Annotated in this window: 26 protein-coding genes; 10 read left to right on the top strand and 16 right to left on the bottom strand. The window is 37.5% G+C overall.

Features of this window, described 5'->3' with window-relative positions:
* The first annotated feature begins 435 nt into the window (after positions 1-435).
* Together SGI74_12880 and SGI74_12875 are read left to right on the top strand one after the other, a co-directional pair.
* Positions 436-1776, top strand: a complete 1341-nt coding sequence (locus tag SGI74_12880; GenBank protein MDZ4678391.1) for a pitrilysin family protein — start codon at positions 436-438, stop codon at positions 1774-1776.
* A complete protein-coding gene (locus tag SGI74_12875) occupies positions 1773-3203 on the top strand; it encodes a pitrilysin family protein (protein MDZ4678390.1) in 1431 nt (476 codons plus the stop codon). Before SGI74_12880 ends, SGI74_12875 begins: the two co-directional genes overlap by 4 nt.
* Here the strand turns inward: SGI74_12875 and SGI74_12870 are convergent.
* Entirely contained in the window at positions 3200-3544 is a 345-nt protein-coding gene (locus tag SGI74_12870; GenBank protein ID MDZ4678389.1) for a hypothetical protein, read from the bottom strand. The two genes, SGI74_12875 and SGI74_12870, sit on opposite strands and share 4 nt — an antisense overlap.
* A 117-nt stretch (positions 3545-3661) precedes the next feature.
* On the opposite strand from SGI74_12870, the gene SGI74_12865 reads away from it, so the two are divergent.
* Positions 3662-4240 (top strand): lytic transglycosylase domain-containing protein, encoded by a 579-nt coding sequence (locus tag SGI74_12865; GenBank protein MDZ4678388.1) that lies wholly within the window; start codon positions 3662-3664, stop codon positions 4238-4240.
* Here the strand turns inward: SGI74_12865 and SGI74_12860 are convergent.
* Genes SGI74_12860 through nrdR form a run of 6 tightly spaced genes read right to left on the bottom strand, consistent with a single transcriptional unit; the run spans position 4237 to position 7835 of the window.
* Positions 4237-4959: a hypothetical protein gene (locus SGI74_12860; GenBank protein ID MDZ4678387.1), complete on the bottom strand. Its 723-nt coding sequence runs from the start codon at positions 4957-4959 to the stop codon at positions 4237-4239. The genes SGI74_12865 and SGI74_12860 overlap by 4 nt on opposite strands.
* Positions 4960-4994: 35 nt before the next feature.
* Positions 4995-5837, bottom strand: a complete 843-nt coding sequence (locus SGI74_12855) for a pyruvate, water dikinase regulatory protein (GenBank protein ID MDZ4678386.1) — start codon at positions 5835-5837, stop codon at positions 4995-4997.
* A complete protein-coding gene (locus tag SGI74_12850; protein MDZ4678385.1) occupies positions 5830-6414 on the bottom strand; it encodes a hypothetical protein in 585 nt (194 codons plus the stop codon). The genes SGI74_12855 and SGI74_12850 overlap by 8 nt, the downstream gene beginning before the upstream one ends.
* 41 nt (positions 6415-6455) lie before the next feature.
* Positions 6456-6884, bottom strand: a complete 429-nt coding sequence (locus tag SGI74_12845; GenBank protein ID MDZ4678384.1) for a hypothetical protein — start codon at positions 6882-6884, stop codon at positions 6456-6458.
* Positions 6885-6916: 32 nt separating this feature from the next.
* Positions 6917-7327: a transcription antitermination factor NusB gene (gene nusB, locus SGI74_12840; protein ID MDZ4678383.1), complete on the bottom strand. Its 411-nt coding sequence runs from the start codon at positions 7325-7327 to the stop codon at positions 6917-6919.
* 16 nt (positions 7328-7343) lie between these two features.
* On the bottom strand, positions 7344-7835 hold the full coding sequence (gene nrdR / locus SGI74_12835; GenBank protein ID MDZ4678382.1) for a transcriptional regulator NrdR: 492 nt from the start codon (positions 7833-7835) through the stop codon (positions 7344-7346).
* Positions 7836-7924: 89 nt separating this feature from the next.
* On the opposite strand from nrdR, the gene SGI74_12830 reads away from it, so the two are divergent.
* Both SGI74_12830 and SGI74_12825 read left to right on the top strand, forming a co-directional pair.
* Positions 7925-8632 (top strand): hypothetical protein, encoded by a 708-nt coding sequence (locus SGI74_12830; protein ID MDZ4678381.1) that lies wholly within the window; start codon positions 7925-7927, stop codon positions 8630-8632.
* Positions 8633-8644: 12 nt separating this feature from the next.
* Positions 8645-9892: a methyltransferase domain-containing protein gene (locus SGI74_12825; GenBank protein MDZ4678380.1), complete on the top strand. Its 1248-nt coding sequence runs from the start codon at positions 8645-8647 to the stop codon at positions 9890-9892.
* Here the strand turns inward: SGI74_12825 and SGI74_12820 are convergent.
* The 3 genes from SGI74_12820 to SGI74_12810 all read right to left on the bottom strand — a co-directional run bounded on the left by SGI74_12820 (position 9889) and on the right by SGI74_12810 (position 11821).
* The gene (locus SGI74_12820; GenBank protein MDZ4678379.1) at positions 9889-10659 is read right to left on the bottom strand and encodes a putative DNA-binding domain-containing protein; all 771 of its coding nucleotides are present in this window, start codon (positions 10657-10659) and stop codon (positions 9889-9891) included. The two genes, SGI74_12825 and SGI74_12820, sit on opposite strands and share 4 nt — an antisense overlap.
* Positions 10607-11476 carry a DUF692 domain-containing protein gene (locus SGI74_12815; GenBank protein MDZ4678378.1) on the bottom strand — a complete coding sequence of 290 codons (870 nt, stop codon included), beginning with the start codon at positions 11474-11476 and terminating at the stop codon, positions 10607-10609. The genes SGI74_12820 and SGI74_12815 overlap by 53 nt, the downstream gene beginning before the upstream one ends.
* 87 nt (positions 11477-11563) lie before the next feature.
* Complete coding sequence (locus tag SGI74_12810; protein ID MDZ4678377.1) at positions 11564-11821, bottom strand: hypothetical protein; 258 nt, start codon at positions 11819-11821, stop codon at positions 11564-11566.
* Positions 11822-11978: 157 nt separating this feature from the next.
* Between SGI74_12810 and SGI74_12805 the strand changes: the two genes are divergently transcribed.
* Genes SGI74_12805 through SGI74_12795 form a run of 3 tightly spaced genes read left to right on the top strand, consistent with a single transcriptional unit; the run spans position 11979 to position 15633 of the window.
* Entirely contained in the window at positions 11979-13190 is a 1212-nt protein-coding gene (locus SGI74_12805; GenBank protein MDZ4678376.1) for an FAD-dependent oxidoreductase, read from the top strand.
* Positions 13191-13201: 11 nt separating this feature from the next.
* A complete protein-coding gene (lysA, locus tag SGI74_12800) occupies positions 13202-14380 on the top strand; it encodes a diaminopimelate decarboxylase (protein ID MDZ4678375.1) in 1179 nt (392 codons plus the stop codon).
* Complete coding sequence (locus SGI74_12795; GenBank protein ID MDZ4678374.1) at positions 14380-15633, top strand: dicarboxylate/amino acid:cation symporter; 1254 nt, start codon at positions 14380-14382, stop codon at positions 15631-15633. The genes lysA and SGI74_12795 overlap by 1 nt, the downstream gene beginning before the upstream one ends.
* On the opposite strand, the gene SGI74_12790 is transcribed toward SGI74_12795, so the two are convergent.
* From SGI74_12790 to SGI74_12770, 5 genes are all read right to left on the bottom strand, one after another.
* Positions 15596-16435 (bottom strand): hypothetical protein, encoded by an 840-nt coding sequence (locus tag SGI74_12790; protein MDZ4678373.1) that lies wholly within the window; start codon positions 16433-16435, stop codon positions 15596-15598. The genes SGI74_12795 and SGI74_12790 overlap by 38 nt on opposite strands.
* On the bottom strand, positions 16425-17165 hold the full coding sequence (locus SGI74_12785; protein ID MDZ4678372.1) for a hypothetical protein: 741 nt from the start codon (positions 17163-17165) through the stop codon (positions 16425-16427). Before SGI74_12785 ends, SGI74_12790 begins: the two co-directional genes overlap by 11 nt.
* An 8-nt stretch (positions 17166-17173) precedes the next feature.
* Positions 17174-17800: a hypothetical protein gene (locus SGI74_12780; protein ID MDZ4678371.1), complete on the bottom strand. Its 627-nt coding sequence runs from the start codon at positions 17798-17800 to the stop codon at positions 17174-17176.
* An 11-nt stretch (positions 17801-17811) separates the two neighbouring features.
* The gene (locus tag SGI74_12775) at positions 17812-18570 is read right to left on the bottom strand and encodes a hypothetical protein (GenBank protein ID MDZ4678370.1); all 759 of its coding nucleotides are present in this window, start codon (positions 18568-18570) and stop codon (positions 17812-17814) included.
* Between the two features lie 128 nt (positions 18571-18698).
* Positions 18699-19970 carry a hypothetical protein gene (locus SGI74_12770; protein ID MDZ4678369.1) on the bottom strand — a complete coding sequence of 424 codons (1272 nt, stop codon included), beginning with the start codon at positions 19968-19970 and terminating at the stop codon, positions 18699-18701.
* Between the two features lie 159 nt (positions 19971-20129).
* Here SGI74_12770 and SGI74_12765 point away from each other — a divergent pair, with 159 nt between their 5' ends.
* Complete coding sequence (locus SGI74_12765) at positions 20130-20513, top strand: RidA family protein (GenBank protein MDZ4678368.1); 384 nt, start codon at positions 20130-20132, stop codon at positions 20511-20513.
* Here the strand turns inward: SGI74_12765 and rpmB are convergent.
* On the bottom strand, positions 20510-20737 hold the full coding sequence (gene rpmB, locus SGI74_12760; GenBank protein ID MDZ4678367.1) for a 50S ribosomal protein L28: 228 nt from the start codon (positions 20735-20737) through the stop codon (positions 20510-20512). The genes SGI74_12765 and rpmB overlap by 4 nt on opposite strands.
* 22 nt (positions 20738-20759) lie before the next feature.
* Between rpmB and SGI74_12755 the strand changes: the two genes are divergently transcribed.
* Complete coding sequence (locus tag SGI74_12755; GenBank protein ID MDZ4678366.1) at positions 20760-21398, top strand: YdcF family protein; 639 nt, start codon at positions 20760-20762, stop codon at positions 21396-21398.
* The last annotated feature ends 119 nt before the right edge of the window (positions 21399-21517 follow it).

The following is a 21517-nucleotide window of genomic DNA, read 5'->3' as shown; positions in this document are numbered from 1 at the left end:
GCTAATAATAACAAGCTGAGCGGGGATTGGGGGGAGGGGGTTGCCCAACTTGCAATTATTAGCCAATGTTCAGCTCAAACAGAACTAACATCACGTTCCCGGAGTCCACTAAAGATCAGGGGGAAGCTGATCGGAATCATTCAATATCTGTCGTACATCTTGAGTCGTAATACTAAATGTAATGATTCTGGCTTTCGTAATAGCAACCCCTATGCCAAAGTCTAAGTCCTGCTTTTTCTCGTTAAGACTGAATTAAACTAACTTTAAGATTTTGGTTAGGTTGTGGATGGTTCCATAGTGGGGCTACTTATTGAAAGAAAGTGGAGCTAGTTCCATTAAGGGTCGTGAATAACTCGATACGTTACTATTGGTTTGTTTGACTGCAACACCGCGAATGACGACAATAATAGATCAATGTTTAGAAAGGCAACTTAGATGAAACTTCTTATGGTGATGAGTGTAATTCTTTTTACGGTCACAAGCTTTGGCGCAACGACGAAATTAGATATTACAAAGCTCAGATTCCCGGTGCAAAAAAAAGTTTTACCTAACGGATTAACAGTTCTGCTTTACGAAGATCATACTGTTCCGACGGTAAGCTACCACACATGGTTTCGGGTCGGATCAAAAGACGAAGAGCCTGGATACACGGGGATTGCTCATCTTTTTGAACATATGATGTTTAAAGGTGGTAAAAGATTTCCGGGCACTGAGTTTGAAAAAATGCTGCAGGGAAACGGCATTTCAAACAATGCTTTCACAAATTATGATTACACGGGCTACTACGAAGATCTACCCAGCAGCAAACTTAAATTAGTCATCGATTTTGAAGCTGACAGGCTGGAGAACCTTCAAATCAGTGAAGAAAATCTTAAAAGTGAAAGAGAAGTTGTTAAAGAAGAGCGACGTATGCGCGTTGATAATTCAATCAACGGGGTACTTAATGAAGCCATTTGGTCGACTGCATTTAAAGTTCATCCGTATAAGTGGCCTATTATTGGCTGGATGAAAGATCTCAATGCTATTGATCTTGAGCGCTGTAAGAAATTTTTTGCAACCTATTACAGTGTTTCAAATGCTGTGATCGTTGTTGCCGGGGATCATAATTCAAATCAAACGATGGATCTTATTACAAAGTATTATGGGCATTTGCCAAAAGTTGTAGTGCCTAAACCCGCTTTAGCTCAAGAGCCTAAGCAAATTGAAGAGCGTAAGGTAACAATTAAACGTTCTGCCCAGACTGAACATGTGGTGATTGGATATCATATTAGCCGTCAAGGAGAGCCTGATAGTTTTGCTTTAGATTTATTATCAAATATTTTATCAGAAGGTGATTCAAGTAGGCTTTACAAACGCCTTGTATATAACGATCAAATTGCAACGAATGTGGCGGGCGCTTCACTTACACCTCAAGATCCAGGATTATTTGAAATATTTATTGAACTAAAACCTGGTGTTTCACACACCAAGGCATTGGCTGCACTTTATGATGAACTCAATTTAGTTATGAAATCAAAAGTGAAGACTTCTGAGATTGAAAAAGCTCGAAATCAAATTATGTCTCATTGGGTTTCATCTATGAAAACTGTACACGGAAAAGCACAGAGTCTTGCGCTTAACGAAATTATCACAGGAAGTTTTGAAAACGCATTTGATGATTTAATTAAATACGAAAAAGTAAACGCCTTAGATATTCAAAGAGTTGCGCAAAAATATTTTGCTCCAAAAAATCGTACAGTTATTGTTCTCGTTCCTGAGAAAGGGAAAAAGCCATGAAAAGGTATTATTTTACCAATCTCTTTTTTGCTCTGATTTTATCGGCATGTTCATCTACGCAAGGGCCACAATCTCAAAGCACACCTGCTATCCAAAAAAATACGTCAGATAGCCCGGGGTTTAAGTTACGGGATTATAAAGTTGAACAATGGCCCAATGGTTTAGAGGTCATAACCATTGAAGATCGCACCTTACCCTCAATTGGATTTGGTCTTTTACTTAAAGATGGTTCAACTTCTGACCCTATGGCTAAAACAGGTGCCATGAATCTTATGACACAAGCTATGGGGCGAGGAACCACAAAGCTATCTGCTGCACAAATTGCAGATGGTCTTGGTCAACTGGGTAGTGAGCTTGAGCAATCTGTTGGAGAAGATTATAGTTGGTTTCAAGTTTCAGGCCTGAGTCTTCATCAAGTGCACCTTTGGGAAATTTTCTCTGATGTACTTTTAAATCCAAGCTTTAATGAACAAGAAATTTTACGAGAGAAGAAAAAAATCTTAGCAGGTATTAACAGGCGTGTGGATCACCCAGATCGTTTTGCTTCAGAGGCCTTTGAATCTTATTTATTTGGCGGTCATCCTTATGGGCGGCCAATTTCAGGTCTTGAGCGTGATGTGAATTCAATCACTCGAAAAGATATTATAAAACTCTACATGAAACGCTTTAGGCCAAATAATGCAGTACTCGTGATCACTGGAGATTTAAATAGTGAAATGCTTGTGCGCATCAAATCAAGTCTTACTCCATGGACTCAAAAACCATTAGAATCAAAAAACTACACATCACCACCTGAAATTAATGGTGTGAATATTCGACTTATTGACAAACCTGATTTAACACAAACACAAATCATTTTAGGTCACATGGGAGTAAAACGAACTGTTGAGGATTATCTTCAGTTAAGAGTAGCGACTACGGTGTTAGGCGGAAACTTTTCATCGCGCTTAATGGATCGCATTCGAGTGCAACTTGGTCTGACATATGGAATATCAAGTAGTTTTGATGCCCGATTAGATCGCGGGCCATTTTTTATTTCCACCTTTACAAAAAATGAGTCAACGGCCCTTACAATTAATGAAACATTGAAAGTGTTTAATGAGTATTATTCAAGTGGCGTCACAAAAGATGAAGTTGAAGCTGCAAAGAATTATATGATGGGCTCATTTCCTCGCTCAATAGAAACGTCTGAACGTCTTGGGTTCAATCTTGCAATATTAAGATTGTATGGTTTACCGGATGATTATTTAAGAAATTTTGTCAGCAATGTTGAAAATATTTCAGCAAGCGATGTGAACGCCTCAATTAAAAAGCACCTAAACCCAAAGGATCTTAAAATTCTTGTGTTATCTAAATCTACAGATGTAATCGAGCAGGTGCGACCCATTGGATTACTTGAGGTTAAAAAGTATCAAGAAATTTTTTAAATAGGAAATTTTGTATCTGACTTTGAGGTTGAGTTTTTAAGATTAGAATTCGCAGCTACATTTTGAATTGCAGTATTTTGTGACATTGTGGTCGAAGGGATTTCAGCAGTCGTTAGCTCTGTTAGTAGTGCAGAATCTGCTTTTACTGTTTTTTCGAGTGTTTCTAAACGAGCGAGTACTTCTTTTTGGTTATTAAGAATTTTATTTAATCTTAAAAACCAAAACGCAAATTCTCTAAGACTAAGGACTAGCAAAGTGCCCAGTGCAGTTGCAGCAACTGCTAAGAGTCCGATGGTAACTCCCCATTCTTTTAATAATGCCGTTATCTCTGTTGTCATCATCCTCTAGAGTCTAACACAGCAAGAATTCTCATTCAAGTTTGGGTGTGCCACATATTGCTAGTCTGACAAAAATTTCATAGAATGAGCATAACCTGTTAGGTCTAGTTGGGGGGTATTATGAACGTGTGTTTTTTGTTAAGTGCGTTCTTTTGCATTTCTGTATTTTCTCTTGATGCTATTTCAAGTAGTCGCAGCACACTTTTTAAATACATTGATGCCGATGGTAATCCGATTTTAGCAACACATCCTGAATTGAGGTTTCCCCCTGATATTGTTCGTGCGCGTTTTAAAAAAATAATCAGAGAAGCCGCAATGCAATCAAAAATTGATGCTTCACTTATAGAAGCTGTAATAGCCATTGAAAGTAATTGGCATGTAAATGCGGTTTCCTCAAAAGGTGCGTTAGGGCTTATGCAATTGATGCCTGAAACAGCTCGAATTTGGGGAGTGCGTAATGCATTTAATCCAACAGAAAATATTTCCGGTGGCGCAAGATATCTACGACATCTTTTAAATCTTTTTGATAATAAAATTTCATTTGCTCTGGCTGCATACCATGCTGGGGAAAATCGTGTGATCAGGCAAGGTGGAATTCCTTTGATTCCGTCGACTCAAAAATATGTAGAACTTGTAATGAGAGAGTATAAAATTTTAAGACCAGAATTAGATTTAAAATTAAAGACTGTTATTGATTAGATATTTTTTTTGCGCCACATGTAATAGCCAAGAGCTAAAAGTAATAATCCACCGCCGCCCAGTACTAAGGGTTCATGACTTTCCCCATTTTCCTCTTCGGGTGGAGCTTCATCGCCAGGTAAACTTGTGTTTGTTCCAACTCCAATGGTTTCAGATCCAGGTTTTACAGGAGCCAGTGCTTTGGGCGCAAAAAGATCTTTAGTTGCAACCACACGTAAACTTTCGACTGCTTTAAAATAATCATTACTAAATTTTGTATAAAATTTTTGATGAGCACTGAGCGTAACAAGAATAGCTAGTTTGTCTTTAATAGTTGCAAGATAACGTGTGTAGTAGCCAGAGATCTCACTTCCTAAATGTAGAGAATCAACCCATTGATGATCATTAATTTTTCGAATGCGACTGTTTTTGACTTGGCTGGGAGTTTCTTTGCCCGTTGGTAATTTAAGTAATCGTGGTACTTTTAAATAATTCTCATATGAGGCAAAACTATCTTGAGGGCCAACTTCTTTTGCAGTGAGAATAATAATGCTCTCTCGCGCATCATCTTTTTTAGTACTTGCGCAAACCCATTCAGTGCCTTCGAGATTGCAATTCCAAGATTCAGGAAGTTCAAATTGCACATAGGCATTACGAAAAAGTTTTGCCTCAGCATTTACTGCAAAAAATGAGGCACACAAGATGATGTATAGCCCTAGACCTTTAGAAATCATTGCCATAAATTAATAGTAACAGTATGAACCCAAGAGAAAAACTAGAAATTCTCAAGACCTGTAATTCCCTGACGACTTGCTATGAGTTTTGTGATCTCGGTAGCAGTCTCTTCAAGCGCTTTTTCAGTAACATCAAATACAGGCCAGCGACGGTTTTTAGAGAAAATTTGAGTGGCATATTCTAATTCTTCATGGATATGACGTTCGCTAGCATAATCACTACTTAAGTCCTGCCCAAGCTTTTCAAGACGATTCTTTCTAATACGCGCGAGCTTTTCAGGATCAATTGTTAATGCGATGATCTTTTTTTGATCAATAGTAAATAGCTCTTTTGGTGGTAAAACCCCAAGTACAATTGGAACATTAGAAACTTTCCAGCCCTTGTGGCTTAAGAAAATTGATAATGGTGTTTTACTCGTTCTAGAAATACCGACAAGCACAATATCTGAATTTTCAAGGTCGCTGACAACTTTTCCATCATCGTGCTTAACTGTAAATTCAATGGCTTCAATACGTTTAAAATATTTTTCATCTGTTTGTCTGAGTAAACCAGCTGTAAAATTGGTTTCTTCTTTTTGAAAATATTTACTAAACATTTGAAGCAGTGGCCCAAATAAATCTTTATAAGGAATTTTATTAATTTGGCAGAGATTTTCAATTTTTTGACGCAGTTTACTACTAACCACAGTAAATACCACGGCACCGTCTCGAGCCTTAACTTCTTCGATGATGCCATCAAGTTGTTCTTCGGTTCGAATGTTTTTACACCGTACAAGGCTGATATCACGGTCGGGGTATTGAACCAGTGCTGCTTTGACAATGGCAGAAGCCGTTTCACCTGTACCGTCACTGACTATAAATATTGTTCCGCCAATATTAGACATTTAAACCTTTCCCAAAACGGTGTTGGATGAGGGCTTGTGTTTTCCTGACGATTTGATAGCGCAAAGGTTCTTGAATATCACTCATTAAGATGAGACTTGTTGATTCATCTGGGTAGAGCCAAAAATGAATGGCCACACTGTTTTCTTCCCATGTAAGTTTTTGTAAACCCAGTGTTTTTAAGAGTGCATGGGCAGCTAAACGTTGGGGTTGATGAATAAGTTTTGAATTTTTTAAACTTGGAGTAAACCTCACAAAAGTTTGATCAAGAAGGGGGCCAATAAGTTCTTTTTTATTTTCTAAAAAATAATTTTTAATGCGACAACCATCAATATGACTTTTTACAATGAACCCTGCTTTATAAAACCCAGAGAGTAGAGTGAGGAGTTGTTGTGTGTTTTGTTCTCTTGTCGGAAGTTCATTCCACAATAGATCTAGTTCATCGATCATCTTGGGTTTTATATTATGAGGTATGTGAACGTTAGATGGTGGTTCTCCTAAAAGGCTCCCAACTCTATTACTAAATGATCTGTATCTATTATTGAGTTGTTGGATTTTTTTTATTACCCACTGATTCATGGAGTTTCCTAAGGTAGTTGGAATTTGTATCTGTATCTGCTTTAGCCTACTGAGATATTAGCTTGTGACAGTGAGTTGATGGAAGTCCGGGACTTTTTAATTTCTTCAATGAATTTTGGTGGCGTATCAGCTGCCATGATGACCCATGGATTTGTTTCGCCTAGTTTTTCAAGGGTTTGACTTAAGTCTTGAATAAAGATTTTGCCTTGTGCAGTGGTGAGTTGTTCTGAGTTGCCAAGGCCCATAATTAATATTTTTTCAACGGGCAATAATCCAGATGTGGCCATAAGAGTGCGATCGCCAAATTTTAATTTTACTTGGCCACCTAATATTGATTTAGTTAAAAGCTGATTGTTATACCAATCTACAAGGTCAATGAGTGGAGATAAGGGTTTAGTTACGAAATTTTCTGCTATGCAAAGTATCCAAGTTTTTTCTTGATGGGAATGTACTTCATCTCTTAAAGCCACCAAACCCCCGTTGTGAGCAATTAATACAGATGTTAGCCTGCCAAACTCTTAGAGATATTGTCAAGGACGCCATTGACGAAGCTTGATGTTTCTTGGCTGCCGAAACGTTTTCCGATTTCAATAGCCTCATCAATGACAACATTTGTTGGGATTTCAGAGCTTAAAAATTTAAGTTCAAAAGTGGCAATTCGTAGAATGTTTTTATCAACAAACGCCATGCGGTGAACTTTCCAATTTTGTGAATGTGATTGAATTATACTATCAAGCTCTTGTCGGTGTTCACCAACACCATTGACTAAACGCATGGCGAATTCTTTTGTCTCTGGATCAGCTTCAAAATTTTCTAAATAAAGCGCCAATGCCTGCTCAGGAGTATGAGAGGTAAATTCAGTTTGAAACAAAATTTGAAGAGCGATCTCTCGCGAACGACGTCTAAAACCCATGGTATCCTTAGCTTGGTTACTGCGGTGGTGGTGTTAATTCAAAGGGCGGAGTATCGTCTTTTTGCTTAGCGACTTCAAGTTCATTCATGAATTCATGGATGTCCTTAAATTGACGGTAAACACTAGCGAAGCGCACATAGGCGACATCATCTAGTTTAAACATTTCTTTCATCAATTTTTCGCCAATGGATTTTGAAAGAACTTCATGGTCGTAATGATCAACCACCCATTTGGCAACACGTTCCACCACCTCTTGCATTTGTTGAAGACTCACGGGTCTTTTTTGGCAGGCAGTTTTAATTCCGTTTAAAATTTTATCTTTATTAAAGGGTTCTCTTCGGCCATCTTTTTTTATGACCAGCGGAAAAACCTCCATGACTGTTTCTTGAGTAGAAAAGCGTCCATGGCAATTTAGGCATTCACGACGACGTCGGATAAAATTTCCCTCACGTTGAACACGAGTGTCTAAAACTTTATCATCTTGATGACTGCAATATGGGCATTTCATACCTAAGAGGCTACTTGAGTAGGGGGTTTTGTGTCAAGCAACGCAATGCATTATTGCCTTTTTTAAATCAAAATGCGATAGTGGGCACCATGAAACAGCTAATTTTGACATTTTCAGTTTTATTTTGCACATCACTCACATTGAACTCTTCAAATGCTTTTGCAAAAACAGAAGTAAACGATGATGGTTCACAAAAAGCGGAGCAAGAAGCGTCTAAATATTTTAGACCATCGCGTAGCCCTGCTTCTGACGAACTCGCGAAGCCAGAAAAACCCGGAAAACAAACAACAGCTAAAACATCTCAGCGGGACATATCAGCTGAAGATCATTACATGACCGTTCATATGGGAACGTTTTTTAATTCTACTTCATATCGTTGGGGTGATCGTCCTCAAGTAGACAATGCCGGGCGTCTTAATCTTGGTTTTACTTATAAAACTGATCAATTCACAAGCATCATAGATCGACTTATTAGGGCTGATCTTATGGGTTATGAACTCCCTGAAGGGAAACCTGTTCAACTCTCAGCACTTCTTATGCTCATGCTTCCTGATTCTACAAGTAAGTTTCCTCTTTATTTCGGTGTAGGAATCGGGCCTGGATTTTTCTTTCAACAAATTCCAAATGAAAGTTTTCTTGCTATCAATTATCAGTTGGTTGCAGGTGTGAGGTTTTTTAATGTTCTAGATTCTGTTGGGTTTTTTGCAGAAACAGGAATGAAAAATCACTTTCTTTTGCTCTCAGATGGTCAAACCAACGGCTTTTTTGCAAGCATTGGAACGATCTTCACATTTTAGTTAGGTACTTTCATGAATACTCTATGGCATCCCAGCTTAATACGTACGGTTGTAGAATCACTTCAACATATTTTTGTTGATCAGTTTTACGCCGATAAAGTTATAAATCACGCTTTTAAAGCAAATAGAAAATTAGGAAGTCGTGATCGTCGTTACATTGCTGAAACAGTTTATGATATGGTTCGTTGGTGGAATTTACTCGCAAGTATGGACGGCATGCCCTTTAAACTTACAGAACCCAAAGATTTTGTGCGACGTTGGATATATTATGAAATGTGGCGCAATAAAGAAAATGCTGTTCCCTATATAGCTGAAAAGTTACCTCAATATAAAAATGCATTAGAATCATCTGATGAAATTATGCGTAAAATTAATGATAGTAAAAAACAACCTTGGGAAGCACTTTCATTTCCTCAATGGCTGTATGAAAAATTTGTTTCAAATTATGGTTCTGAAGCACAAGAACTCATGCAGTCACTTAATGACCCCGCATCGGTGAATATTCGTACGAATCGTTTAAAAACTGACCGTGAAAAACTTCAAGCTCAGTTAAAAAGCGAGCAAATAGAAGCTTATATTTATGAAGATTTACCAGACGGATTAGTTTTAAAAGAAAGACGTAATGTATTTGTAACAAAAGCTTTTAATGACGGACATTTCGAAGTTCAAGACACAGCTTCACAGCGAATCGCACCTCTTTTAGACCCAAAGCCAGGAGAGCGAATTGCCGATGTCTGCGCAGGTGCAGGTGGTAAAACACTTCATTTAGCAGCACTGATGAATAACAAAGGTACACTTTTAGCTGCAGATGTTTCTGAACGAAAATTAGAAGAATTAAAAATCAGAGCACGTAGGGCTGGAGTTTCGAATTTACGTGTTCAAAAATTTGAAACTACTAAAGATGTTAAAAAACACCACGATGCATTTGATGGCGTGCTGATTGATGCTCCTTGTAGTGGGACGGGTGTTATACGTAGAAATCCTGATAGCAAATGGAAACTTTCTTTAGAAGAATTAGAGCGTGTTAAAGAACTACAGCGTAAAGTCTTAAATGATTACTCACGTCTTGTAAAAGATGGTGGAAGACTTGTCTATGCTACTTGCAGTTTATTACGAGAAGAAAACCAACAAGTTGTTGAAGAATTTTTAAAAACTCATGAAAACTTTGAAGCTGTTGGCGAACCTTTAATTCGAAGGCCTGATTTTCATGAAGAGGACGGGTTTTTCGCTCAAATTCTAAAAAGAAAATTTAATAATTAATACGTTATGCTTTCAATGATTTCATCATCGAGCCAGTCGGTTATGATGTTAAAAACCATTTGAGCGGCTTGAGTTTCAGAGTATTTGATCCCAAATTGTGAGCATATTTCATTAAAATTGTTTCCAGCCCGAATGGCCATGAGAAGGTCTTCTTCTTCATGAGATGTGGTTGAAAAATAAACTTCTTCTTGTTTTCTCCATACCTTAAGACTTTGAGGGGTGGGTGTTAACTTTATATCTAATTCACTTTCTTCACTGAGTTCTTCAATGCGGTAGGTGGTATGCATAATAGTAAGGTTGGGAATAAGTTTAAATTTTAGTGTGGGCCATTTCTCTGTAGGAATTTTTATTAATTCTGACTTGGTTAAAATACCATGATCAAGATTTTCAAAAAGTGATACCTTAGCCCATTCAAATTGCGCCAATTCATCTGCCCAAACATATGATCCAATTATAGGATGTGTTTTTAAAAAGTACGGAAACTTAGCGCTTGCGCGGCTAATAGAAAAGTATTCAGAAGGGTTCACTTCTAGATAATCTTTAATGGCATTCATTAATTGATCATGGCCCATGAAATGACCAAGAATTGGAAAGTCCATGGCAATAGCCTCTTGTAATCGCCAAAGATAGGCATTGCCATAAACGGCAAGTCTTTCATCGATAGTAAAATCTTTTGAATTTTCGACACTATTTTTAATGAGATTGGGAAGCTTGTTATAACTGGATAGGTACTTCCAAAACTCTTTTTGAATTTCTGCTAAATTCACGGTTTTTCTCGTTTCTGATTTTTTCTTGAATTTCTTTTGATTTGTTCATTTCACCAAGCAGTTCTATAAACTCTGGAATATTATCATCGCGTTCAATCATCGTCGCAACTGGGGCAAATCTTTCGCAAGCTATTTGGTAAAGATCCCATACATCATCACATACATCGTGGTCATGTGTGTCGTTGACGTATTTTCCAAGATCTAAATGACCTGCCAGATGAAATTGACCGACACAATCTTTCGGGAGCGCGTTTAAAAACTCTGACGCATTAAAATCATGATTGCAACTACTAACATAAATATTATTAATATCTAAAAGAAGTTTGCAGCCTGATCTTGTGACAAGTTCATTTAAAAAATACCATTCGGGCATTTCTGATTCTTTATAAGTTAAGTAGCTTGAAACGTTTTCTACAAGAAAAGGTCTTTTAAGATAATCTTGAACATATTGAATGCGAGTAGTGAGATGTTTGAGTGTTTCTTCTGTGTAGGGGAGTGGAAGTAAATCATGGGCATAGTGTGGGCCATGACTTCCCCAACAAAGATGATCCGACATCCATTGAGGTTGAATTTCATCAGCTAATATTTTGAGTTGTTTCATGTACTCTTTATTGAGCGGTTCAATCGCTCCTAAAGACATCGATACACCATGAAGAATAACGGGATAGTTTTCGCGAATTGAATGCAATATGCGACGAGGCTGACCACCTACGTTCATGAAATTTTCAGAAATGACTTCAAACCAATCAACTTTAGGTTGGTTAGTTAGTACTTCTTCGTAATGTGGTGATCTTAATCCTAAACCATATCCTAGCATTTCAACCCCTCAAGGCATGTGTATCTCAGAATACAAAAAAGCCCAAGAGTCTTATTACTCTTGGGCTGTCTATATTTCAAAAAAATATTATGGAGCTGGTGGTGCAGCGGGAGTTGTAGCTTCGCCATGGCCTTTGCATTCGCCTTTACCTTTGCATCCGCTTTTGCCTTTGCAAGAATTTTTGCCTTTGCCTGCGCAATGAGCTTTGTTTTTGCAATGGTTTTTCTCAGCTTTTGCAGCTTTTGCATCCGCTTTTGCAGGTACAGCAGTTTCTTCTGCACGTGCTCCTGATGCGAACATTGCGCATACTGCTGTTGCAACTACAAGTCCTGTGACTTTATTCATGTGTTTCTCCTAAGTTGTTCGAGTACTAATGCCCCGATTGTTGTTGAATCAAAATTACATCATGGCATGCATTTACAAGTCAATTAAGTGTTAATAATGCGTCGGGTCTAAAAAGGGATATTTGCAAAATAAAGCAGGGTCAGGCATACAAGACTCCATGGCAGAAAATGGTTTTCCTTATTGGCTAGAAGTGCCTCTGATTACGGGTTCTTTAGAAAAAGTTCCGCAAAAAGCATCTATTGTTGTTATCGGTTCAGGTTTTTCGGGTGCAAGTTTGGGATACTTTCTGCAAAAAAAAGGTTTTGAAGACATTCTCTTAATTGATTACAAGCCAGAGCAAGCTGCGACGTTTAGGAATTGTGGTCATATTCTTTATGGAACCGTTGAATCGATGAAAGCTTTTTCAGAGATTCATGGAATTGAAAAAGCACGCTGTCTTTGGGCTCATTCTATTGAACTGTGTAATCAAGTAGAAGACACAATTAAAGAACTCAAAATGGATGCCGATTACAGACGCGATGGGTACTTGGTTATATCAATTAATGAAGCTGAAGACCGTGAATGTCGTGATTCTGTTAAGCTTTTAAATTCTTTAGGTTTCGAATCTGAGTATTACGACGCAAAACAAATTGAAAATCTTGGTTTTAAAAATAGTTTTGGTGCTCGATATGAGCGTGGTTCGGCTCAAGCGCATCCTACAAAATTTAGAAATGGTTTAATTCAAAGTTTTCTCAATAACCAAGGCCAGTATCATACCGGCGTTAAAGTAACAGCTGTGGAAGATACAGGTAATGGCGTCAAATTACAGACTGAAAATGGAGTAATTTTAGCAGATGCGGTAGTAATTGCTGCAAATGCATATTCTCCAATATTTTCTGAATTTGTAAAAAGCCGAGGTCTTATTGAACCATTTCGCGGTCAGATTATTACCTCTAAGCCCTTAAAACATGATTTTAAAGTTCGATTTCCTCATTCTTTTGATCACGGTTATGAGTATGCACTTGTTACTGAAGATAACAGACTGATGATTGGTGGATGGCGTAATAATTCTCCTACAAAAGAATTAGGTACCTATTCACTTGCGACGAATGAATACATCAGCCAAGGGTTAAAAGAATTTGTCGCCAAACATTATGACATTTCAGAGACTATCGATTGGGAATACGTATGGACGGGTATTATGGGGGCAAGTCTCACATCACTACCTTTTGTTGGGCCTACAAATTCTGATCGAGTATTTATGTGTGGTGGTTACACGGGGCATGGATTTTCATGGGGGCATGGTTCGGCGGCTTTACTAGCAGCAATTATGGCTGGTGAAAGTGTTCCTGAAGTAGCAAAATATTTTAGCCCCAGACACAGACATTAAGAGAAACAACAATGACTAAGAAGCCAGTAAAGTATGTAAATAAAAAATTAAAATTTATGGGCATAGACCTCGGCATTTTAGGTAGGAAGAATAAAACCCCAGTTTACATTTATTCTAAGAAAAGAATCGGTGAAAAACTTGAAATTCTAAAAGAGGCGTTCACAAAAACTTTAGGCATTCACTACTCGGTGAAAGCTAATTCAAATAGGCAAGTTTTAAAATTTCTTAAGGCTCAAAAAATAGGCGTAGATGTTGTGAGCGGGGGTGAAGTAACCCGTGCCCTTGAGTGTGGGTTTAAAGGTCGTGATATTATTTTTTCTGGTGTAGGAAAATCCGAAGAAGAAATCACAGCAACTTTAAAAATCGGTATTTATTTATTTAACGTAGAAAGTCCACAAGAATTAGATCGTATTGCACGGGTTGCGCGTAGGCTTAAAAAATGTGCATGTGTGAGTTTTAGGCTTAACCCGAATGTTGATGCAAAAACTCATCCATATATTACAACAGGTTTTCGTGAGAATAAATTTGGAATGGATAAAAAATTTATTCCTGAGCTTTTAAAAATTCTTAAGCGAAATCCAAAAAATTTAAAACTTATTGGTTTAGATTTTCATATTGGGTCGCAATTAACTGAAATAAATCCCTACGAAGCGGCCTTTAAAAAATCAGTTCCGGTTTATCAGGAGTTACAGCGTCAAGGGTTTGCATTGAGCCATTTTGATATTGGTGGAGGAATCGGGATTTCCTATGAGAGGCAAAAAACCATTGATCTTAAAAAATTCGGGAAAATGGTTGAATCATATTTAAAGCCCTTGGGGTGCAAAATACTCTGCGAGCCGGGTCGGTTTCTTGTGGGTGATGCTGGAGTGTTGCTAGCTCAAGTTGAGTATGTTAAAAAAACTCCTTATAAAACATTTGTTATTTTAAATACAGGCATGCATCATTTGATCAGGCCAGCACTTTATAATTCTTATCACGAAATACTTCCTGTTAATCAAAAGGGTGGAAAAACAATTAATCTAGATGTTGTGGGCCCAATATGTGAGTCAAGTGATTGGCTTGCTAAAAATCGAAAACTTGTGATTCCATCACAGGGAGATCTGTGGGCCATATGTGATGTTGGGGCCTATGGTTATGTTATGGCGAGTGATTATAATCTTCATAAAAAACCAATAGAGATTCTCATTTAATGGTGCGTTTTTCTTTAGCCTTACAGCTCGTTTCAGCTCTAGTTCTTGGCGCGATAGTGGGCGTAGTATTAGGAAAAGATGCTGAGCCCTTAGGTGAAGTGGGCTTAGTAATCATACGATTATTAAAAGCGCTTTCAATACCCTTGATCTTTTTTGCAATTATTGATGCTTTTTGTAAAACTCAGATACCTAAACGTAAGGGTGCTAAGCTTGTATTTATCACAACGATTAATTCTTGTGTCGCAATAATCATTGCACTGACAATTTCAAACTTATTTCCAATAAAAGATTACGTGGATTTAGAAAAATTAAAAGCAAGTATTGCCTTGCCCGTTGCTCAAAGTGCGGGAGCAATACCAACATTAAATCTTCAGTCTATATTGCAAGGTTTTATACCTACGAGTTTTTTTGAACCTTTTGTTTCTAATAATATAATTCCGGTAATTTTATTAGCACTGTTTTTAGGAGCAGCACTTCGTAAATTGATAAATTCTCAGCACAGCGATGAAGTAGTTGTGTTTCAAAAATTTATTTCAACATGTTTTCGGCTTATTACGACCATTTTAGGGTGGGTTATTCGTATTATCCCCCTTGCTGTATTTGCGGTAATTGCAAAAACAGTTGGTTTAAGTGGTTTTGAAGTTTTTAATGCACTTGGCGTTTTTGTTGGTCTCGTAGTGCTCGGTCTTTTGGTTCATGTTTTTTTGTACTATTCGATGCTTTTAGTATTTTTTGTGCACGAATCGCCTATGAAATTCCTTAAAAAGGGGAGTGAACCTATAATAGCGGCTTTAGGTACAGGGAGTAGTCTTGCAACTTTACCGGTAACTTTAAAAACTCTAAGTGAAAAAATGAAAGTTTCAGATCAATCTTCTCGTCTTGCTGCTTGTATCGGGACAAATTTAAATAATGATGGAATTATTTTATATGAAGCTGTGGCTGTAATATTCATAGCCCAACTTCATGGCGTCTCAATGGATTTTAACCAACAAATTTCTATGAGCATGATTTCGATTGCAGCCGCCGCCGGGATTGCGGGTATTCCAGAAGCTGGGTTTATTACCTTATCACTCGTTGTTGGTGCAGTTGGTTTACCCCTTTCAACTGTGCCGCTTTTATTGCCTGTAGATTGGTTTTTAGGACGTCTTCGAGCCGCAACTAATGTTACAAGTGATATGATTGTGGCAACACTTTTGGATCGCGCAGGCTCTAAATCTAAGCGCTTTTCTTTTTCTTCTTCGAAAGGTCGCTAAGTTTATCGGTGCATTTTTTTGTGCTGCTCTTTGGCTTTTTAGGTGTTTTTAATTTAACTGGCGCTTTGGGTTTTTTATCTTTTTTGTCTATAGTAGGAAGATCTGTGGAATCGTTAGGCTTGTAGAATGGCATTTCGCCCTCAAGACCCATAAGTTTCCAAGCCTCATTGACTTGATGTTCTAATTTTGAAAATGGAATTTCTGAATCAGATCTTTTTAGAATACGCATGAGCATAAATTTTGAACGTAAAATATCTGAACTTTGGTGAATTGAAATTGTAGTAGCGATACCAGAAATTTGTTCAACAGATAATTCTCGAGTAACACCTGGGTAGCTCGGTAGTTTTGTATACCAATCAATAACGGCCATCAGTACTTTAATACGACGTATTCCCTCTGTTTTAGTAATTGTTTCTTTTTCTAATGAAGTTTCTTGCTCGTTGATTTTGTTTAAAATTTTAGTAGCACTTATCCAATCTTTTTGTTCATAAGCATTTTTAAGTTTCTCAATGTCATTAATTTCAAGTTCAAATTTAGATTTTCCAAATAATTTTGCAGTTGATGTGCGTAATACCCCTAAGCTTAATTCTGTGCCTTCTGCACGAGCAATTTCTTGAATACTTTTTTCTATACTCACGGCTGTTGGGGCATTACGTGGAAATGTATAATCAGTTAATAATTCTAAGTTTTGATAATGATTGCTTAGATTTGGTGTATCTACTGATATTTGTGATTGTTCTTTCGGACCATCAAATTTTGGTTTAGGGTCAGTAACATCTCGTTTTACAATTTTACCGTGCATTACGTATTGTGTGGGGGGGGCCGTTAGGGTCAATTTCAGAAATTCCATGGGGATCACGTTTTTGAAATACATATCCTTCAACTCTTTTTACCTGATCTTTTGAAAAACCTTCCATGTATTTTCCACGGATTAATTTTCCATCAGGTGTTTTGAAATCGGGAGCTTGTACATCAAAACCTTTAAAAAGGGCAGGTTCTTCGTAGCCGTAGAGCCCAGCAAATTTTCCGTCTACAAATAGAAAAATCGGAAATTCAGGTTGAATTTCTAATAAACCTTTATGCACTTCGCGTGTATTGTCTTTTTTCTTAATTGTCCATCCTTTAAGATGTTTTGTTACCTCACCCTTAGTGAAGGCAAAGTTGGCAATTGTAAGATGATCAAACTTAATTTCGTTATTAGTTGCACCGATGAGGTCAGCAACAGTGGTTGCATCGTGAGGATTATGACGGCCATTACTAGCATAGATAGTTTGGGATGTTCCGTCTTGATATACGAATGTCATAGGTGGTCTATCAAGAACTTCAAAAATACCCTTCACATCAGATCGTCTAAAAGCAGCTTCATAATCTGTTGATAAAAGGAGTCGATGTGCTGCTACAAGGGGGTCGTTGTCGATAATGCGCCAATTTATTCTAGCCGCTCTAGTGTTGTTGTTTGAGCCATGTGATGCATAAATTTGTACGATTTTATCTTGAATCTTACCTACGGCCTGCATGGTTTTTAAGTGCATGATATCAATCATCTCATTAGGGGAGTTTCGCTTTTGTAAAGTGGGCTATAGATATATTTACCATTTTTAACTTTTCCATTTTCGATATCACTTAGTGTTGCGAATTTATAACCCTTCTTCTCGATTAGAAATCTAATCCCTTCAGCCATAGGGTCACCTTTTATTAGATTTTCTACTTTAAAATCAGTGCTGGTGGTTTCACCTTCTTTGAAATCAGCTGTCATTCGACCATTGAGATCAACTAAAAGATGGATTTGACCAATGCCGATGTCCGCTAATTCACCAAAAACTGCAAAAAAATCAGGGCGATCGATATTATATCTTTGATAGTGAAGTTCAATATCTTCAACTTTAAACTCTTTAAATGTTTTTCTTTTTGCGAGATTACTTAAATCTTCAAGGTCTAGATCACTCACGTCAACGCCTGCTTTGACTTTAGGATTTTCACCACTGTTTGGAAATTTATTACTCACATCTAATTCTAAAATGGAATCTTCGACTGTCTTTAAGGGTGATTTCACAATTGTTGGTTTGGCGTAAGATTCTGCACGAGTTGGTTTTTTTGCTGAATCTGCATGCAAAGTAGTACTGAGAAGAAGTGAAAGTGCAAAGTAGAGTTGTTTTTTGAAAATCATGAAAGTACCTGTTAATCGTTTGTCTGTGTTCTTGCTGATTCGGGCTTAGCGCCTCGATAGTCACCGTAATATTTTAAAAAATGTTCTAAACCCTTTGGGTCACTCACTGTTGAGGTATTCATGAATAGTTTCACAAACTCACTAAATGATTGTTTGGGCTCCATGATATTTTTTAGTGCAATAGCAAGTTGTACTTCAAATAGCCAGATTTTTGCATCGAGATTACCTTCACGTATTGCAGATTTTCGTTGTTTTGCTGATAACTCTAAAAGAACTTCAATGGCAGCTTCTAAACTGTCTTTGCTACGTTGAAGGGCAGAGTAGTATGTTGAAATAAATTCAAGTCGTTGTGTTTTTTCATAGGTATTGGCCGCTTTATTATTAGCACGGATAAAAAGTGGTTCTAGCTCTGAATCAATGTTTTTAATATTTTTTCCTGTGATACTAAATTTGCCCAGATCTTTAATGCTTAAATCAATTTCTAACTCAAGTTGTGCAAGGGATTTATGGGTTACTTCCATATGTGGCATTTGTGGCTGTGCAGTTGCATTTTCACTTATGTCGTTAAAAAGGCGCTCGTCAACAACAAGGCGACAAATTTCTCCTGCATACGATGAAGACTCTTTAGTACATGAATCATATTGAAGATTATTAAGTAGTTGTCCCGCATGACCTGTAAGTGGGATTAAAAGTGAGATTAAGCTTAAGGTGGCGACCACGTTTGCAAAATGGGTTGTCCCGCTTTTAATTTTTGACGTAGTTTTATTCATGACTTATACATTAGCAGTGCCCGTGCCTGCCCAGGCGCTTTAGTTTTGATTTAATGATCGAAAAATCGCGATATGCTCAATATTGGCGGCACTTTGCATAGTTTTTGATCAGTCAATTAGTGTGGAAATTAGTAAACCAATTGTAATTCTGTGAGTGCCTTATCTATCTGGCGTAAACGCTCATCCATAGATTTAATTAAGTCAGACATTATTTTTTCTTCAGTTGTTATTGAGAATTGTTTGGTAAATTCAGAGGGTTCATGAGAATTAATAAAATCTTTGTAAATTTTTAGTAAAATATTATTTTGCTTCGGAGTTAAATATATTTTACGACCCATTAAGGCTTCAGAGTTTTCTTTGTATTCGAAATTAAAATCATTAACCAATAATAATTTCTGAACCTCAGACCGCAGTGGGTTTGTCATATTGTACAAGCGTAAGAGTACAGCATCTACTGGGTGAACATTTGGCCTTATTAGATAATTTAAGCCGTCATGGGCATAATGATGAACTGATCTACCCAATAAAAATTTGTAATCTTTAAGCCCTGACTGTTGACGAAGGAGTGCAAGGCCGTGGGAAGTGTTTCCTGTGCCCACATCTATTTCAATACTTCTTTCTAAAAGTAACTGATCGATAATTTCTGATTTTAATTCGCCTAGCTCATGAGCTCGTGTTTTGAGATAATCTGTAAAATTTTGTGTGTAGCGTGTAATCTCATGAGCTCGATGGGTGATACTTTGCGGAAGTAAAATTGAGCCTAAGTGATAACTTACTTCGTGAACTGTAATGCGGGGATCAGAGTCAGCAAATGGAAAATATATTTCAAAATCACCTTTGCTTTGTAACGAAAACCTAACTCCATCAGTAGGGGCTATGTATTCTGCCTTAATCGGTAAATACGTGATTGGTTCGAATCCATTTTTTTTCAGGATCACATTAATGCCGTATATTAATTTTCCAAACTTTTCAGCATTTGGGGCTATCAGCTCAGTAGTTCCATCTCTGTGAATGTTAATTTTAAAGCCAAATTTTAAAGCTAACTCTGGGCCTAAGAGATAAAAAATATTTCGTGGATCACCTTGTAATGAAAATCGATTGTAATAAGAATAAAGTGAATCCCAGGTGTTATTAAGGGGGGATTTAAGTTTATTTAAAACGATATCTCCTTCAGGAGTAGTACGACTATAAGCTACGGTAGAAATTTTAGTTAAACCGTTATCAGGGTTTTTATCGGATTTAAGTAATATTTCTCTTAATTTAAACACCTTGCTTGATAGTGAGATGCGTTGCAATTCAAGAATTTTGTCTAATTTCTGTGAGCACGAAGAAAGGTTTAAAACTGGTGGGGTCGTGGTTCCTGCATTATTGTCGGCATATGTATTTGGCATGTAAGCCATAACAAGAATGCTAAATATTAGGAGCCGCAATTTGGCAGTCATGTATAGCCCTTAGCCATTCAAAATGGCATTGTGTTTAGATGGGTCCAGTGCATATGATGGTGTACAAAAGGCATGCCGTAAAAACACATACAGATCGCATAAAGGAGTCATTAAGTTATGTTGAACAAAAAAATAATTGAAACGCCAAATGCACCTAAGCCAGTTGGCCCATATAGTCAGGCTGTTCAAGTCGGTCAATTCCTCTTTTGCAGTGGGCAAATTGCAATTGATCCGAAGACGAATAACGTAATGGGTGGTCCAGTAAAAGAGCAAACAAAGTTGGTCTTAGAAAACATCAAAGCCATTTTAGAAGCCGCAGATGCAAACTTTGAGAATATCGTTAAAACCACAATTTTTTTGAAAAGAATGGGTGATTTTGTAGCAGTTAATGAGGTTTACGGAGGTTACTTTAAGCAAAATCCACCAGCTAGAAGCACTGTTGAAGTGTCAGCTTTACCAAAAGGTGTGGATGTAGAAATAGAAGTGATAGCGGTTGTTTAAGCGCTCGCTTCGCCGGTTCTTTTTTGCGCGCTACGAGGTGTAGGGCGAGTTACTTTTCCAGAGCGAATGCAACGTGTGCAAACCCAAATGCGCTGGGTTTTTCCACCGAGGACAGCTTTAAGACGCTGTACATTTGGATTGTTTTTAGTACGAGTTTTAATATTTGAGTGACTGACTTTGTTGCCACTCACTTGTTGTTTGCAACAATAAACACACTTTGCCATAACTAGCTCCTCGAAGGCGAACATGATTAACGAAGGTCATACAGGTAGCACAGAGTTTGCTAAACCCACAAGAAAAATCAGGTATTTGTGGCGCTTGGTGGTATTATTCACGGCTCTTTTTATCTCACTTGCCATCTATTCTTTACGAAAATATGCAGAAATCTTGGTTTCAACCCCATCTGCAATCATTAATTCTAAAGCTGATTGTGCTGTGGTGCTTACGGGTGCACCAGGAAGGGTGCGTGAAGGGATCACGCTGCTCAGCCATAAGCAGGTGAAAAAGCTTATTATTTCAGGAGTTCACCAATATTCGACTTTAAGTGAAATGTTTCCTGAAATTCTTTTTTATCCTGAGATTGAACTTGAAAACGTTATTTTAGAAAGAAGATCGAGTTCTACTGCCGGAAACGCCCAGCAAAGTCTTATTATCGTTGAAGCTCTTCAGTGCCAATCTGTTTTACTCGTAACCTCTGACTTTCATATGCACCGCACTCTAAATACGTTTACACAAATATTCCCAGCCACTCTTACTATTAAGCCTTATCCGCTGCAAAGTGATCGTATGAGAAAGCGTGCGAAACTGTGGTTTGATACACGGTTTTGGAGCACTGTTTTTGATGAGTGGTTGAAGTGTATTTTTTACCTTATTTTTGTTTACTAAGTACTCAAAGTTACAAAAGAATTCTTGACGACAATTACTGTCAGTCGTACATCTTTTGTTGACGATTTTTGTCATCAAATTAGAGCGTCCATTCAGCAGTTAATGTGTATTGCATTTGA

The sequence above is a fragment of the Oligoflexia bacterium genome (genome assembly GCA_034439615.1).
Classification (GTDB): domain Bacteria; phylum Bdellovibrionota; class Bdellovibrionia; order JABDDW01; family JABDDW01; genus JAWXAT01.
This window is presented reverse-complemented; position numbering and strand designations above follow the sequence as displayed.

Bases quoted from the DNA above. Each gene is read 5' to 3' on its own strand.
- SGI74_12880 (MDZ4678391.1), top strand. From the start codon at position 436: ATGAAACTTCTTATGGTGATGAGTGTAATTCTTTTTACGGTCACAAGC.
- SGI74_12875 (MDZ4678390.1), top strand. From the start codon at position 1,773: ATGAAAAGGTATTATTTTACCAATCTCTTTTTTGCTCTGATTTTATCG.
- SGI74_12870 (MDZ4678389.1), bottom strand. From the start codon at position 3,544: ATGATGACAACAGAGATAACGGCATTATTAAAAGAATGGGGAGTTACC.
- SGI74_12865 (MDZ4678388.1), top strand. From the start codon at position 3,662: ATGAACGTGTGTTTTTTGTTAAGTGCGTTCTTTTGCATTTCTGTATTT.
- SGI74_12860 (MDZ4678387.1), bottom strand. From the start codon at position 4,959: ATGGCAATGATTTCTAAAGGTCTAGGGCTATACATCATCTTGTGTGCC.
- SGI74_12855 (MDZ4678386.1), bottom strand. From the start codon at position 5,837: ATGTCTAATATTGGCGGAACAATATTTATAGTCAGTGACGGTACAGGT.
- SGI74_12850 (MDZ4678385.1), bottom strand. From the start codon at position 6,414: ATGAATCAGTGGGTAATAAAAAAAATCCAACAACTCAATAATAGATAC.
- nusB (MDZ4678383.1), bottom strand. From the start codon at position 7,327: ATGGGTTTTAGACGTCGTTCGCGAGAGATCGCTCTTCAAATTTTGTTT.
- nrdR (MDZ4678382.1), bottom strand. From the start codon at position 7,835: ATGAAATGCCCATATTGCAGTCATCAAGATGATAAAGTTTTAGACACT.
- SGI74_12830 (MDZ4678381.1), top strand. From the start codon at position 7,925: ATGAAACAGCTAATTTTGACATTTTCAGTTTTATTTTGCACATCACTC.
- SGI74_12825 (MDZ4678380.1), top strand. From the start codon at position 8,645: ATGAATACTCTATGGCATCCCAGCTTAATACGTACGGTTGTAGAATCA.
- SGI74_12815 (MDZ4678378.1), bottom strand. From the start codon at position 11,476: ATGCTAGGATATGGTTTAGGATTAAGATCACCACATTACGAAGAAGTA.
- SGI74_12810 (MDZ4678377.1), bottom strand. From the start codon at position 11,821: ATGAATAAAGTCACAGGACTTGTAGTTGCAACAGCAGTATGCGCAATG.
- SGI74_12805 (MDZ4678376.1), top strand. From the start codon at position 11,979: ATGGCAGAAAATGGTTTTCCTTATTGGCTAGAAGTGCCTCTGATTACG.
- lysA (MDZ4678375.1), top strand. From the start codon at position 13,202: ATGACTAAGAAGCCAGTAAAGTATGTAAATAAAAAATTAAAATTTATG.
- SGI74_12795 (MDZ4678374.1), top strand. From the start codon at position 14,380: ATGGTGCGTTTTTCTTTAGCCTTACAGCTCGTTTCAGCTCTAGTTCTT.
- SGI74_12790 (MDZ4678373.1), bottom strand. From the start codon at position 16,435: ATGCACGGTAAAATTGTAAAACGAGATGTTACTGACCCTAAACCAAAA.
- SGI74_12785 (MDZ4678372.1), bottom strand. From the start codon at position 17,165: ATGCACTTAAAAACCATGCAGGCCGTAGGTAAGATTCAAGATAAAATC.
- SGI74_12780 (MDZ4678371.1), bottom strand. From the start codon at position 17,800: ATGATTTTCAAAAAACAACTCTACTTTGCACTTTCACTTCTTCTCAGT.
- SGI74_12775 (MDZ4678370.1), bottom strand. From the start codon at position 18,570: ATGAATAAAACTACGTCAAAAATTAAAAGCGGGACAACCCATTTTGCA.
- SGI74_12770 (MDZ4678369.1), bottom strand. From the start codon at position 19,970: ATGGCTTACATGCCAAATACATATGCCGACAATAATGCAGGAACCACG.
- SGI74_12765 (MDZ4678368.1), top strand. From the start codon at position 20,130: ATGTTGAACAAAAAAATAATTGAAACGCCAAATGCACCTAAGCCAGTT.
- rpmB (MDZ4678367.1), bottom strand. From the start codon at position 20,737: ATGGCAAAGTGTGTTTATTGTTGCAAACAACAAGTGAGTGGCAACAAA.
- SGI74_12755 (MDZ4678366.1), top strand. From the start codon at position 20,760: ATGATTAACGAAGGTCATACAGGTAGCACAGAGTTTGCTAAACCCACA.